The organism is Aliagarivorans marinus DSM 23064 (assembly GCF_000429485.1).
Classification (GTDB): Bacteria; Pseudomonadota; Gammaproteobacteria; order Enterobacterales; family Celerinatantimonadaceae; genus Aliagarivorans; species Aliagarivorans marinus.
The window spans coordinates 38,866-51,939 of sequence record NZ_AUBY01000028.1 but is presented as its reverse complement, the minus strand read 5'-3'; the positions used below and the strand labels follow the sequence as shown (position 1 = coordinate 51,939).

Annotated in this window: 15 protein-coding genes; 13 read left to right on the top strand and 2 right to left on the bottom strand. The window is 54.1% G+C overall.

The features are described from left to right. The 13 genes from tnpA to G461_RS0112590 form a co-directional block, all read left to right on the top strand. The coding region (tnpA, locus tag G461_RS0112645) for an IS200/IS605 family transposase (protein WP_026972120.1) at nucleotides 1-295 on the top strand (295 nt) is incomplete at its 5' end. Nucleotides 296-487: 192 nt separating this feature from the next. Next, nucleotides 488-2,410, top strand: a complete 1,923-nt coding sequence (locus G461_RS0112640; protein ID WP_084429219.1) for a diguanylate cyclase domain-containing protein — start codon at nucleotides 488-490, stop codon at nucleotides 2,408-2,410. 164 nt (nucleotides 2,411-2,574) lie between these two features. After that, nucleotides 2,575-2,994, top strand: a complete 420-nt coding sequence (gene rpsF / locus G461_RS0112635; RefSeq protein ID WP_026957892.1) for a 30S ribosomal protein S6 — start codon at nucleotides 2,575-2,577, stop codon at nucleotides 2,992-2,994. A 2-nt stretch (nucleotides 2,995-2,996) separates the two neighbouring features. Continuing rightward, a complete protein-coding gene (gene priB, locus G461_RS25900) occupies nucleotides 2,997-3,311 on the top strand; it encodes a primosomal replication protein N (RefSeq protein ID WP_084404926.1) in 315 nt (104 codons plus the stop codon). A 4-nt stretch (nucleotides 3,312-3,315) separates the two neighbouring features. Next, complete coding sequence (rpsR, locus tag G461_RS0112630; protein ID WP_016400825.1) at nucleotides 3,316-3,543, top strand: 30S ribosomal protein S18; 228 nt, start codon at nucleotides 3,316-3,318, stop codon at nucleotides 3,541-3,543. Between the two features lie 45 nt (nucleotides 3,544-3,588). Continuing rightward, the gene (gene rplI / locus G461_RS0112625; protein ID WP_026957891.1) at nucleotides 3,589-4,041 is read left to right on the top strand and encodes a 50S ribosomal protein L9; all 453 of its coding nucleotides are present in this window, start codon (nucleotides 3,589-3,591) and stop codon (nucleotides 4,039-4,041) included. A gap of 160 nt (nucleotides 4,042-4,201) precedes the next feature. Next, on the top strand, nucleotides 4,202-5,395 hold the full coding sequence (locus G461_RS0112620) for an ABC transporter substrate-binding protein (protein ID WP_035480236.1): 1,194 nt from the start codon (nucleotides 4,202-4,204) through the stop codon (nucleotides 5,393-5,395). Then, nucleotides 5,392-7,095 carry an ABC transporter permease gene (locus tag G461_RS0112615; RefSeq protein ID WP_035480231.1) on the top strand — a complete coding sequence of 568 codons (1,704 nt, stop codon included), beginning with the start codon at nucleotides 5,392-5,394 and terminating at the stop codon, nucleotides 7,093-7,095. Before G461_RS0112620 ends, G461_RS0112615 begins: the two co-directional genes overlap by 4 nt. Next, nucleotides 7,082-7,708: an ATP-binding cassette domain-containing protein gene (locus G461_RS0112610; RefSeq protein WP_026972116.1), complete on the top strand. Its 627-nt coding sequence runs from the start codon at nucleotides 7,082-7,084 to the stop codon at nucleotides 7,706-7,708. The genes G461_RS0112615 and G461_RS0112610 overlap by 14 nt, the downstream gene beginning before the upstream one ends. A gap of 98 nt (nucleotides 7,709-7,806) precedes the next feature. Then, nucleotides 7,807-8,097 carry a c-type cytochrome gene (locus tag G461_RS0112605; RefSeq protein WP_245587177.1) on the top strand — a complete coding sequence of 97 codons (291 nt, stop codon included), beginning with the start codon at nucleotides 7,807-7,809 and terminating at the stop codon, nucleotides 8,095-8,097. Nucleotides 8,098-8,296: 199 nt separating this feature from the next. Further along, the gene (gene dnaB / locus G461_RS0112600) at nucleotides 8,297-9,724 is read left to right on the top strand and encodes a replicative DNA helicase (RefSeq protein ID WP_026957886.1); all 1,428 of its coding nucleotides are present in this window, start codon (nucleotides 8,297-8,299) and stop codon (nucleotides 9,722-9,724) included. A 14-nt stretch (nucleotides 9,725-9,738) separates the two neighbouring features. Then, nucleotides 9,739-10,818, top strand: coding sequence for an alanine racemase (gene alr, locus G461_RS0112595; RefSeq protein ID WP_026972114.1), 1,080 nt, complete (start codon nucleotides 9,739-9,741; stop codon nucleotides 10,816-10,818). Between the two features lie 225 nt (nucleotides 10,819-11,043). Beyond that, nucleotides 11,044-11,649: a peroxiredoxin C gene (locus tag G461_RS0112590; protein ID WP_026972113.1), complete on the top strand. Its 606-nt coding sequence runs from the start codon at nucleotides 11,044-11,046 to the stop codon at nucleotides 11,647-11,649. A gap of 90 nt (nucleotides 11,650-11,739) precedes the next feature. On the opposite strand, the gene G461_RS0112585 is transcribed toward G461_RS0112590, so the two are convergent. Continuing rightward, complete coding sequence (locus tag G461_RS0112585; protein WP_026972112.1) at nucleotides 11,740-12,696, bottom strand: HlyD family secretion protein; 957 nt, start codon at nucleotides 12,694-12,696, stop codon at nucleotides 11,740-11,742. Then, nucleotides 12,696-13,001 (bottom strand): DUF3302 domain-containing protein, encoded by a 306-nt coding sequence (locus tag G461_RS0112580; protein ID WP_026972111.1) that lies wholly within the window; start codon nucleotides 12,999-13,001, stop codon nucleotides 12,696-12,698. The genes G461_RS0112585 and G461_RS0112580 overlap by 1 nt, the downstream gene beginning before the upstream one ends. Between the last annotated feature and the right edge of the window lie 73 nt (nucleotides 13,002-13,074).

Here is a 13,074-nt window from a genome sequence, read left to right as displayed (position 1 = left end):
GTTGGGATGTGAGGTCGTCGAGCTCAGCGTCCAAAGTGACCACGTACACTTGATTGTAAAGGTTCCGCCAAAGCTGAGTGTTTCCAAGCTGATGGGGGCGCTAAAAGGGAAGATAGCTCTGAAGCTATTCAACAAGTTTCCGTACTTGAGGAAGAACAAGCTTTGGGGCAACCACTTTTGGCAGCGAGGGTATTTCGTAGATACTGTGGGTATTAACGAAGAAATCATACGCCGATATGTAAGACATCAAGAGAAAGTTGAGCGTCAAGAGCAAGGTGAGTTGGCGCTGCACTAGACAAAGGCCCCCTTCGAGGGGGCTCATTCAAAGCCACCTTCTTTAGAAGGTGGATATTTACTTCAGCGCAAACTTTCGAAACTAAGAAGCGCTTCACATTGTTTTTATTTTATACGTTTTTGCTAACCTTATGCTGATGTCAAAACGATAGCCCGGAGATGCGTTTTCTCGACACTGGGCTGAAGGAATAGCTTGGATTCAACCGAACACCGAATAGCGTTAGTTGTCGATAATTGTTACGGCAACTACCAAGTCCCACTTAACCGGGAACTGAAAAAAGTAGCGAAACAGCAAGGATGTCAGTTGGTGATATTCGAAGGGCGTCCGCTGTCTTCAGAGCTTCTTAATGAGGAGCGACACAACAAAGTCTACCAGCATATCAATCCTCAGCAGTTCGATGGCATCTTAACCCTTAGTCCCTGTTTGTTTAGCTACTGCTCGAAGTCGATTGCCGAAGCCTTTATGGCGCGCTTATCGGTGGTGCCTGTGGTGAGCTTGTTCCAGCCTTATGCCGGTGCCCACACGGTGCTCATCGACAACCAAAGTGCCATGCAAGCGATGGTTGAGCACTTGATCGTTGAGCATAGTTATCAGCGTATCGCATTCGTCACCGGCCCTGAGGGCAATGTCGAGGCGGAGCTGCGCCTGCAAGCCTATCGCCAAGCGCTTGGCAAACATGGATTGGAGGTGGACAAGCGCTATCTGTTTCGCGGTGATTTCCGCCCAACCAGTGGCGCAAGAGCCTTACAGGACATCGTCGACAGCGGCTTAGTGGTGGATGCCATTGTGTTTGCCAACGATGATATGGCACTGGGCGCTTGGAACTATATGAATAGCCAAGCTCCTAGCTTAATCGGTAAGTACCCAATGGTTGGCTTTGACGATATACCTTCGGCTAGCCTGGTGTCACCGGCGCTGACTACGGTGCGTCAGCCCCGCGCCGAGTTAGCCAAACAGGCCTTTCGTCTGTTACTGGATGACCATCAGGATGCTGAGCAGATCGTAACGCTGCCTGCGGAGCTGGTAATTCGCCAATCATGTGGCTGTCAGGAAGAGCAGCCTTACGATGATATCCATATGCCCTATCTACAATCGTCTTACCATATCTTCGAGAATATCCATGCCTTGGACCGGGAAAGTCTGTTCCGCCAGCTTTCAAGCTCTCTGCCCAGCCTGCACTTGCGGGGTTGTTACCTGTGTCTCTATCCAATGCCGGATTTGCGTTTAGACGACCCGATCCCTGAGCAGTGTGAGCTGGTGTTCGCCCACCAGTCTGGCTCGCGGGTTTACCTGCCTGAGCCGCTCGCCTTTGCCAGCGCTGATCTGCTACCCGCGCGTTTTTATGACGATGTCACCGTCGATTACTGGCTGGTGCGCTCATTGTCGATCAACGACCAGTACATGGGCTATGTGGTGTTCGATATCAGCGAGGGGCAGGAGTCAGAGGTTGAGCTGATCCGCGGCTTTATTAGCCTGAGCCTGAAGGTGATCTTGTCCAACGAAGCCAGAGATATCGCCCAACAAGAAGCCAAGGACTACCTGGCGCAACTCGAGCAGGTGCTAGCCTCGGTGACCGAGCGTAACGCGCAATTGCAAGATCTCTCGGTTACCGATGAGCTAACCGAGTTGGACAACCGCCGCGGATTTAAACAGAAGGTTCGCCAGCGCTTGCAAGGCCTCGCGCCCGGCGAGAGCTTCACCATTGTCAGTATCGACTTTAATGGACTTAAGCCAATCAACGATACCTGGGGACATGCCGAGGGGGATAAAGCCCTAATGGCGATGGCTCAGGTACTCAAGTCCGCGTTTCGTCGCGACGATATCGTCGCCCGCTTGGGGGGCGATGAGTTTGTGGTGTTCCTAGCTCACTGCGATCAAGCACAGCTTGAGTTACTTAACGGGCGCCTAGTCCAAGAGGTTAATCGCTTTAACACCGAGAACGAGCAAGCGTTTAGCATCGACTGCGCCATTGGCTACGTGGGCGATGTGCTGGGAGAACAGCCCGTTGATCTTGACGCGCTGATGCTCGAGTCTGACCGGCAGCTTGCCTACTACAAACGCCAATCACAGCAGATGCGAGAGTGGGTAAAAGGCAGCGGTAAGGCCAAGCCATAACCTGCTTTTCTTGCTTATCCGTCCAATCGTCTATTTTTTGGTTGTTTAGCGCTCAGCTATCCGCTAAAATCGCGCCTCCTAAAACAGTCACCAACAATTTTGTTTCCTTGCCACCAAGGTTTGACTGTACCGAGCGAGTGGCTATTAACCCGTAAGGAGCAATCATGCGTCATTACGAAATCGTATTCATGGTTCACCCGGACCAGAGCGAACAAGTTGCCGGTATGATCGAGCGTTACTCAGCTGTTATCACTGAGAAAGGCGGTCAGATCCACCGTTTGGAAGACTGGGGCCGCCGTCAACTGGCTTACCCAATCGAAAAACTGCACAAAGCGCACTATGTTCTTTTGAACATCGAAGCTACTCAAGAAGTAGTTGACGAGCTGGAAACTGCTTTCCGCTTCAACGATGCCGTTATCCGTAACATGATCATGCGCACCAAAGCTGCTGTAACTGAAGTTTCTCCTATCGCTAAAGCGAAGGATGAGCGTCCAGCACGCCGTGACGACGAGCGTCCAGCACGTCGTGAAGAGCGTCCTGCTGCTGAAGCACCAAAAACTGAAGAAGCTGCAAGCGAAGAGTAAGAATGTCTGACAACCGTCTGGTGTTGACTGGTCGCCTGCTTAGGGCACCAAAACGAAATACCAGTCCGGCGGGTGTTCCTCATTGCCAATTTTGGCTGGAGCACCGCTCAGCTCAAACAGAAGCTGGGCTCAATCGCCAAGCCTATTGCCAAATGGCAGTGGTGCTAAGTGGCGAGGCATTTGAGCAAGATTCATTGCAATTAACAATGGGGTCTGAAGTACGGGTAACTGGGTTTGTATCCAGTCATAAATTGCCCAGCGGCGAATACCGCTTAGTACTGCATGCCCACACTATTGATTTGTTATCACGAGGATAATGTTATGGCACGTTTTTTCCGTCGTCGTAAATTCTGCCGCTTCTCAGCGGAAGGCGTTGTAGAGATCGATTACAAAGATACTGCAACTTTGAAAAACTACATCACTGAAAGCGGCAAGATTGTACCTAGCCGTATCACTGGTACTAGCGCTAAATACCAACGTCAACTAGCACGTGCTATCAAGCGTGCTCGTTACCTGGCTCTGCTGCCTTACACCGACCTACACAAGTAAGTCGAAGGCTCGGCCTAACTCAACCTTTATATTCGAGGAAAGGTAATGGAAATTATTCTACTAGACAAAATCGCTAACCTAGGCGGTTTGGGCGACAAAGTTAACGTAAAAGCTGGCTACGCTCGTAACTTCTTGATCCCTCAGGGTAAAGCAGTTCCTGCGACCAAAGCTAACTTGGAAGTTTTCGAAACTCGCCGCGCTGAGTTGGAAGCTAAACTAGCTGCTGACCTGGGTGCTGCTGAAGCACGTGCTGAGAAGCTGAACGCTCTTGAAGCTGTTGTTATCACTACTAAAGCTGGTGACGAAGGCAAGCTGTTCGGTTCTATCGGTACTCGCGACATCGCTGATGCAGTTTCTGCTGCTGGCGTTGAAATCGCTAAAGCTGAAGTACGTCTACCAAACGGTGCTCTGCGTACCCTGGGCGAATTCGAAATCGCTATCCAGGTTCACTCAGAAGTAACTGCTACCATCAACCTGAACGTTGTTGCTGAAGACTAATCTTCACAATTCGCTTAGTTGATGTAAAACCGCGCTCCGGCGCGGTTTTTTCGTTTTTGTTGAAAGTTTTCACTGTCTTATGCGGTTTTCCTTTAGGGAATTGTTATCATCATGAAGCAAGCTACCGGGAAGGTGGCAAGACTAGACAGGGAGACTTATCGTGCGCGGTCTATTCGCATTCGGGCTATTTACGTTAATCATTAGCATTACAGCGGTGTTGCCGGCTCAGGCAAATTGGCAAGAGATTGAGCAGCGGGCAGACGGTCAAACCGTGTATTTTAATGCCTGGGCAGGCTCAGAGAACATCAACAGCTATATCCGTTGGGTGGCGCAGCGGGTCAAGCAAGAGCATGGCATCGAACTCAAGCACGTTAAGATCAGCGATACTGCCAACGTGGTCAGTCGGATCATTGCTGAACATGCTAGTGGCCGCGAGCAGGGCGGCAGTGTTGATCTGCTATGGGTCAACGGCGAGAACTTTCGCACCCTCAAACAGGCACAGCTACTGTACGGCCCGTTTGCCGAGCTGCTGCCGAATCTGGCGCTGACCGACCAGCAAAGCGCCTCGCTACAATATGATTTCAGCGAGCCGGTAGCCGGGATGGAATCCCCTTGGGGCGGCGCGCAACTGACCTTTTACTACGATAGCGAGCGGATCAATCAGCCCCCTCGTTTGATGGCGCAACTACTGGAGTTTGCCAAACAGCATCCCGGCCAGTTTAGCTATCCAGCGCCACCAGATTTCTATGGCACCACCTTTATCAAACAAGCGCTGTGGGAGTGGATGGACGATCCGGCGCTGTTGCAGCTGCCCGCCAACCCTGAGCGCTTTCAGCAGCACACCGCTGCGCTGTGGCGCTTCCTTGATCAACTACATCCTCTGATGTGGCGCGCCGGCCAGGTTCAGCCTAATGGTGCGGGGCAGATGCAGCAGTTGGTTAACGACGGCGAGCTAACGCTGGCCTTTACCTTTAATCCGAACGAGCCGGCATCGTCGGTGGAGCAGGGGCGTCTGCCGGACTCGGTACGTAGCTATACCTTTGCGGGTGGCACCATTGCCAACACCCATTTTGTGGCGATCCCGTTTAATAGCTCCGTTCCTCAGGCTGCGATGGTGGTGGCTAACTTCTTATTGTCGCCAGAAGCGCAGGCCCGCAAGGCGGATTTGAACCATTGGGGGGACCCGAGCATTCTGGATATGCGCAAGCTCGATGCCGAGCAACGGGCGCTGTTCGTAGCCCAGCAGCATCCAGCTATGCTGAGTGCCGAGGACCGTGCCCGCACACTGGCCGAACCGCATATCTCATGGTTGGAACTGTTAGAAGCAGAGTGGTTACGCCGCTACGGTAAATGACGCGAATTGATGGACGTTGGCTGGGCGTTTTCCCGGCCCTTACCTTGCTGGTGATGCTAGTGCCGCTATTAAGCGGCTTGTGGTACACCCTACTTCCTTCCTTTGGTTATCTGCCAAGTCTCGGTTTTGAGCAATGGAGTCTGCAGGCGTGGCAAGCGCTATTTGCTCACCCGCTTACTCTGCAGGCGAGTGGCTTGAGTGTGCTAAGTGGCGTGCTCTCCAGCGGCTTGGCGCTGATAAGCGCGCTGTACGTGCTCTCTCACTGTTATCACCGCGCCAGTTGGCGCTGGCTGCAGCGGGCCTTCGCGCCAATGCTAGCGGTGCCCCATGTGGCGCTGGCGATAGGCTTGGTATTTCTGCTCGCCCCTAGCGGCTGGGTGCTGCGCTCACTCTCTCCGTGGCTGACCGGCTTTAGTTACCCGCCGCTTTGGCAAAGTGTGCAAGACCCTTATGGCTTGAGCTTGGTACTGGCGCTGTGGCTCAAGGAGCTGCCCTTCTTGCTGTTTATGCTGGCGGTAGCGGCCGGCCAGCTGCCGCTGAACGCAAGCCTTGCTGTGGGGCAAAGCCTGGGCTATAGCCGGGCGCAAGTGTGGTGGCGAGTGATTATTCCGCAGCTGTTGCCGCGGGTGCGTCTGCCGATGTTAGCGGTGTTAGCGTTTGCCTGTTCGGTGGTGGACGTGGCACAGGTGATCGGGCCCACCAAGCCTCCCACCTTAGCGGTGCTGGTATGGCAGTGGTTCTCCCATAGCGATGTCAGCTTTCGCTTGATGGGGGCCGCTGGCGCGCTTTGGCTGTTAGCCTTGATTGGCTCAGTGCTGCTGGTGTACCTATGGCTGGAGCGACACTATCTACGCTGGAGCCTTGATTGGCAGCTCAATGGTCGCCGTCATCGGCCGCGTAGCGATAAGCCCGCGGGCCTGTTAGTTGCTGCCGCGATGCTGCTAGCGGGTCTGGCAATGGTGGTAATGCTTATCTGGTCGTTTGCTTGGCGCTGGCGCTTCCCGGATATGCTGCCGCAAACCTGGCAGTTAGGGACCTGGCAACAAGCGGCCGAGTTTGCCTATTCTCCCTTTAGCCAAAGCTTGCTGTTGGCGCTGTCCTCTGTGCTGCTCAGCCTGCTGCTATGCATCGGTTGTTTGGAGTACGAGCTACACAGTGACCGCGCCCGTGCGCTGCGATGGTCCAAGCTGTTTTACTTGCCACTGTTGGTGCCACAAGTGGCCTTCTTGTTTGGGCTACAGGTGCAGTTGCTGAAGTGGCAGTTAGATGGACGCTGGCTGGGGGTTATTTGGGCGCATACCGTGTTTGTGCTGCCCTATGTGTTTCTCTCCTTGGCCGATAACTATCGCGGCTTTGACCAGCGCTATATGCAGGCGGCGGTGAGCCTCAATCACCGACCGCTGCTAAGCTTCGTGCAAATCAAGCTGGCCATGCTGGCTAAGCCGATAGCGGTGGCCATAGCGGTGGGCTTCTCGGTGAGCATCGCCCAGTATCTGCCGACGCTGTTTATCGGTGCCGGGCGCTTTAGCACCCTAACCACCGAGGCGGTGGCGCTGGCCTCGGGCGGCGATCGAAGGATTACCGCGGTGATGGTGATACTACAGAGCCTGTTGCCACTACTGGTATTTAGTTTGGCGCAACTGACCACACCCAAGCGCGTGTTTAAGCCTTTTAGTTGGACCTTCCATGTTAGAACTTAATCAGCTGAGTATTCGATTTAGCGGCGATGCTCGCCACCTGTTTTCACCCTTGAGCTTTGAGGTAGCCCCCGGTGAGGTGGCTGCGGTGATGGGACCGAGTGGCTGCGGTAAATCGACCCTGCTGGCGGCGATTGCTGGCACCTTGTCGCGTTGCTTTACAGCCTCGGGCGAGATTGTCCTTAATCAACGGCAACTACTTAAGTTGCCACAAGCGCGCCGGCGGGTGGGGATCTTGTTTCAAGACGACCTACTGTTTCCCCACTTTAATGTGGAGCAGAACCTGCGTTTTGCCCTGGGCGATGTGTCTCGAGATGAAGCCGAACGGCGGATTGCCCAGGTGCTAGAACAGGCCGAGCTAAGTGGCTATCAGCAGCGCGATATCGGCCATTTGTCCGGTGGCCAACGGGCGCGAGTGAGTGTGTTGCGCAGCCTGTTGGCAGAGCCAGAACTGCTGCTGCTTGATGAGCCCTTTAGCAAGTTAGATAAAGCGCTACGGGCGCAGTTTCGCGAGTTCGTATTTGCTCAAATCAAGGCGATGAACATCCCGGCCTTGCTGGTCACCCATGATCATGATGATGTGCCTCACGCCGCACAGGTGCACGCGCTGCAGTGATTGGAGAAAAATCAAAGCCTCTGTTAGGCTCAAAGGGCAGTTGGTCCGTAATCAAGGACCTGAGTGATGGAGCGATATAACTAACAATGAGGATGTTTATGAATAAGTCAGTATTGGCACTATGCTTGGTTCTGCCTTCCCTTAGCCTATCTGCAGCGCCCGCCAAAGCGCCACTTTGCCATAGCTGCCATGGCCCTGATGGCATTGCCGTCATTGATGGCTACCCCAATCTGAAAGGGCAGAATGAAAAGTACCTCTACGACTCGTTGGTTGCCTACAAGAACAAGCAGCGTACCGGCACGACCAATGCCACGGTAATGCAGGGACAGGCTGCAATGTTGACCGATGACGAGATGAAAGAGCTGGCCGCTTATTTCTCGGCCCTGTAATACCCTCCGCTTGAGTGGTGCCGATGGGCACCACTTGCCATCCCGCAACTATCAACTTCCTACCCACTCTTGATGCCCCTTGTTTGAGCGACTGAACGCTTTTGTTCACGCAAAACTCGACGCGAACGATAAACAGGCGCTAGCTCAGTAGCGGCTTATCGCGCATAATAGAGGGCCGAATATTTAACGACGTAATTCCATGGCTCCTTCTGCAAACTCAGCTGCCAATAGTAAGCGACCACGCAACAACACCAAAGGTGATGCTCAGGTCGAGCAGCTTAAGGTTCCACCTCACTCCTCGGAAGCGGAGCAAGCCGTACTTGGCGGCTTGATGCTGGACAATAACGCATGGGATGGCGTCGCTGAGAAGGTGGTGGCTCAGGACTTCTATCAACGTCCGCACCAACACATTTTTAACGCGATGGCGCGTTTGGCCGAGAAGGGTTCACCGGTGGATCTGGTTACCGTTTCGGAAGAGCTGGAGCGCCAAGAACAGCTGGAAGACATCGGCGGCTTTGCCTACTTGGGCGAGATCGCCAAAAACACCCCAAGTGCCGCCAACATTCGCGCCTACGCCGATATTGTGCGCGAGCGCGCGGTGACCCGTGAGCTTATCTCGGTGGCCAATGAGATTGCCGACAGTTGCTACGAGCCGCAGGGCCGAGAGAGTGCTGAGCTGCTCGACTTCGCCGAGAGTAAGGTGTTTAAGATTGCTGAGGCACGTACCAATACCAGCGAAGGCCCACAGGAAGTTAAAAGTATCCTCTCAGATACGATTGACCGCATTGAAGAGCTCTATAAATCTCCTGATTCTGGCGGGGTGACGGGGGTATCCAGTGGGTTTAGTGATCTGGATAGAATGACCGCCGGCTTGCAACCCTCCGATTTGATTATTGTTGCTGCGCGTCCTTCCATGGGTAAAACCACCTTCGCCATGAACCTTTGCGAATATGCCGCAATGACCCAAGACAAGCCGGTGCTAATCTTCAGCTTGGAGATGCCCTCTGAGCAGATCATGATGCGTATGCTGGCCTCCTTAGGCCGCATTGACCAAACCAAGGTCAGAACCGGCCGTTTGGATGATGACGATTGGGCTCGCCTGTCGTCAACCATGGGTCTGATGGCCGAAAAATCGAAGATGTATATTGATGACTCTTCGGGTTTGACGCCGACCGAGGTGCGTTCACGTGCTCGCCGGGTTGCCCGCGAACATGGCGGTATTAGCATGATCATGGTCGACTACCTACAGCTGATGCAGGTACCGGGCCTGAGTGAAAACCGTACCCTGGAGATCGCCGAGATCTCGCGCTCGCTTAAAGCGCTGGCCAAAGAGCTTGAGGTGCCGGTGGTGGCACTATCGCAGCTAAACCGTAGCTTGGAGCAACGTGCCGATAAACGCCCGGTAAACTCTGACTTGCGTGAATCGGGCTCTATTGAGCAGGATGCCGACTTGATTATGTTCATCTACCGGGATGAGGTGTACCACGAGGACAGCGCCAACAAAGGTATGGCTGAGATTATCATCGGTAAACAGCGGAACGGTCCTATTGGTAAAGTGCCGCTGACCTTCCAAGGCCAGTTCTCGCGCTTTGATAATTACGCTGGAGAATTCTTCGACGATGAGTAACCGTGTGTAGTGGTATGGATGTAGCACAAGCTCTGGTGTCGCGAGCAGCCCTGCGACACAACCTCAAGCAACTACGAAGCTATTCGCCCCAGTCCAAGATGATGGCGGTGGTGAAAGCCAATGCCTATGGCCATGGCGTTGAGGGGGTGGTTAACACCCTTACCGAGGCCGATGGCTACGGCGTGGCGCGGGCCAGCGAGGCGGTTGCGCTACGTGAGGCGGGGGTGACCAAGCCGCTGCTAGTGCTGGAAGGCTTCTTCAGCGCTGAGGAAGCACTGCAACTATCCCAACATGGTGTCGCAGTAGCCTTGCACAGCGAAGAGCAGCTGCGCTGCTTGGAGCAAAGCCGCCTGCCAGCGCCGCTGGAGGTGTGGGTTAAGATTGATACCGGTATGCATCGCTTGGGTCTGTTACCTGAGCAGTGGCGCGATCTACAGCCACGTATTCAGGCTTGCCGAAACATCCAGCAGCCGGTCAAACTGATGAGCCACTTTGCCTGTGCCGATGAGCCAGAGCATCCGCTCAATCGCCAGCAGCAAGCCTGCTTCGATGAGCAGCAAGGCGAACTGGCGCTTGAAACCTCCTTCGCCAACTCCGCCGGTATTCTATTTCACCCGCAAAGCCACGGCAGCTGGAACCGCCCGGGGATTGCCCTCTATGGGATCTCGCCACAGGTAGATAGCTTCGGCCGCGACTTTAAGCTCATTCCTGCCATGACCATGCAAAGCACCTTGATAGCGGTGCGCGAGCATCCCAAAGGCGGCTCGGTAGGCTACGGCGCGAGCTGGCAGTCTGAGCGTGCAACCCGATTAGGTGTGGTGGCGATGGGCTATGGCGATGGCTATCCGCGTACCGCGCCCAGTGGCACGCCGGTGTGGGTGAATGGGCGTGAGGTACCGATTGTCGGCCGGGTGTCGATGGATATGCTGTGTGTTGAGCTCGGCCCAGAGGCGCAAGACAGACCCGGCGATCGGGTGGTGTTATGGGGCCCTGAACTGCCTGCGGAAAAAGTTGCGGCCAGCATCGGCACGATTGCCTATGAGCTGGTGACCAATCACACCCAGCGAGTGGCACTGCGCTACCTCGACGATTAGCGCGAGCACACTAATCCACTGATTCGCATCAACTAAATCTCATTTAGATGAATTCTGCCTGAGTGCTGTTGCTTTTGTGTGTTAATTGAGCAATGATCTTGTTAATTGATTGTTTGATAGCACTTGCCTATCAAAATAATCGATTTATTCGATTCGCCATCGGCGTGTCGATACCGCATGATTAGCTACGAAACTTAAGCAACTTCTTAAACAAGGAATTTCAAAATGAGTGTACTAGTAGGTCGTCCCGCTCCTGACTTTACCGCTGCAGCTGTTCTTGGTAACGGTGAGATTGTAGATAGCTTTACTCTAAGCGAGCACATCAAAGGTAAGGCAGCAGTTGTATTCTTCTACCCACTGGACTTCACCTTTGTATGCCCTTCAGAGCTGATTGCCTTCGATCACCGCTTCGAAGACTTCCAAGCCAAAGGCGTTGAAGTAATCGGCGTATCTATCGATTCTCAGTTCTCTCACAACGCATGGCGTAACACTGCTATCGAAGATGGCGGTATCGGTCCAGTTAAATACCCACTGGTAGCTGACGTGAAGCACGAAATCTGTCAAGCCTACGACGTTGAGCACCCAGAAGCTGGCGTAGCCTTCCGTGGTTCTTTCCTAATCGACAGCGAAGGTGTTGTACGTCACCAAGTAGTTAACGACCTGCCACTTGGCCGTAACATCGACGAGATGCTGCGTATGGTTGACGCTCTGAACTTCCACGAGAAAAACGGCGAAGTATGCCCAGCTCAGTGGGAAGAAGGTAAAGAAGGTATGGACGCAAGCCCAGAAGGCGTAGCTAAGTACCTGTCTGCTAACGCAGAAGAACTGTAAGACTTAGTTAACCGAGTTCCTAAGTGTTTAGCCCGGCTGATGCCGGGCTTTTTTGTGTCTGCACTACGAGCTGTTGTACGAGAGTGCTGATCAGTGGAAGGGGAACAGGAAGCTCATCCACGACGACATGCGCAGTAGCATACGCCTGATGATCGCCACATGATGGGCGTGCTCGCTGTATACCGCTGCCTGACCAAAGGCACCACCGGGCAGTTGATACGCCTCGAAGCGCGGATCGCTGATGCTAATAATCACCGGTACCCGACCGGCGGTTTCCGCATAGGGGTTTACCGTTATCAGCGTGCCAGAGGGCTTAAGTTGCCCCTCAGCCATCATCGGCAACACCTCTTCCACCTTACCGGTAAACACCTTGCCGGGGATGGCGTCAAAGGCGATTTCCGCCTCTAGCCCCGGCTCAATGCGCAGCACGTTGTTTTGCCAGAAGAAGGCCACATAGCGAGCATCTTGGTCGTGCACGAACACCATGCTCGGCTGTAGCGGCAATGACACCGCGCGCATCCCCGGATGTAAAATCAGCTGGGTTACGTAGCCATGGCCCGGCGCTCGCACGGTGGTCTCCTCGACGTGAAAGCTGGCCACTTCCAGCTCGCCTTCCAGCCGTTCCATCTCGCTGCGGGCGCGGTCTACATCGCGCTCACTGCCCACGCCGCGTTTTCGCAAGGTTTGGGCCCGATCCAGATCTTCCTCAGCGGCGCTGAGCTGGGCGCGTAGGGCATCTCGCTTGGCGACAAACGGAGCGGCGTCGATCTGAAACAGGATCTCACCCGGCTCAAGCGGATGGTTGGCTTTGATTGGTACATCCACCACATGGCCACTGACCTCCGGCACGATTGGGGTGGTCGGGACATACTTGCGGGCCACCTCTGAGTAGGGGTGGTTGTAGTTCATGGTGACCATGATGGCGCCAAGCAAGACGATGCCGCCGAGCACGGCGGTGGGCACCGTCCATTTGTTGAGCGGGAGCTTGAACACCTTAAAGATGCAGATACAGATAGCGCTGTAAGTGAGGATTAACAGTACTTCCATTAGATATCCTCCTTCTGCTCTAGGGCTTCGATGCGCTCGATCAGTGCCTGTAACTGAGGATCGGGCCGACCATGGCTAAAGCCCCAGCCACGATCCTCGCGATACAGGGTCGCCCAGATCCACAGAAACGGCCACAATACATGCAGGGTGAACAGGCTGACCCAGCCAGCGACGTGAATCGCATCTTGATGCGGGTGATTGCGGTGTTGGGCGATTTCGTAAGGGATGTCATGGATGGCGATAATGCCGTAGAAAAAAACCAAGGCGACAAACAGCAGGACGCCCAACGCTAAATATTCCAACATGGCTCACTCCTTGAGCTCGTGAATGACAAAAATAACGCGGTACTTCGGTAGTTTAGTCTAACTATGCTCGTTA

Bases quoted from the DNA above. Each gene is read 5' to 3' on its own strand.
- priB (WP_084404926.1), top strand. From the start codon at position 2,997: ATGTCTGACAACCGTCTGGTGTTGACTGGTCGCCTGCTTAGGGCACCA.
- rpsR (WP_016400825.1), top strand. From the start codon at position 3,316: ATGGCACGTTTTTTCCGTCGTCGTAAATTCTGCCGCTTCTCAGCGGAA.
- rplI (WP_026957891.1), top strand. From the start codon at position 3,589: ATGGAAATTATTCTACTAGACAAAATCGCTAACCTAGGCGGTTTGGGC.
- rpsF (WP_026957892.1), top strand. From the start codon at position 2,575: ATGCGTCATTACGAAATCGTATTCATGGTTCACCCGGACCAGAGCGAA.
- G461_RS0112605 (WP_245587177.1), top strand. From the start codon at position 7,807: ATGAATAAGTCAGTATTGGCACTATGCTTGGTTCTGCCTTCCCTTAGC.
- dnaB (WP_026957886.1), top strand. From the start codon at position 8,297: ATGGCTCCTTCTGCAAACTCAGCTGCCAATAGTAAGCGACCACGCAAC.
- G461_RS0112585 (WP_026972112.1), bottom strand. From the start codon at position 12,696: ATGGAAGTACTGTTAATCCTCACTTACAGCGCTATCTGTATCTGCATC.
- G461_RS0112590 (WP_026972113.1), top strand. From the start codon at position 11,044: ATGAGTGTACTAGTAGGTCGTCCCGCTCCTGACTTTACCGCTGCAGCT.
- alr (WP_026972114.1), top strand. From the start codon at position 9,739: ATGGATGTAGCACAAGCTCTGGTGTCGCGAGCAGCCCTGCGACACAAC.
- G461_RS0112615 (WP_035480231.1), top strand. From the start codon at position 5,392: ATGACGCGAATTGATGGACGTTGGCTGGGCGTTTTCCCGGCCCTTACC.
- G461_RS0112610 (WP_026972116.1), top strand. From the start codon at position 7,082: ATGTTAGAACTTAATCAGCTGAGTATTCGATTTAGCGGCGATGCTCGC.
- G461_RS0112580 (WP_026972111.1), bottom strand. From the start codon at position 13,001: ATGTTGGAATATTTAGCGTTGGGCGTCCTGCTGTTTGTCGCCTTGGTT.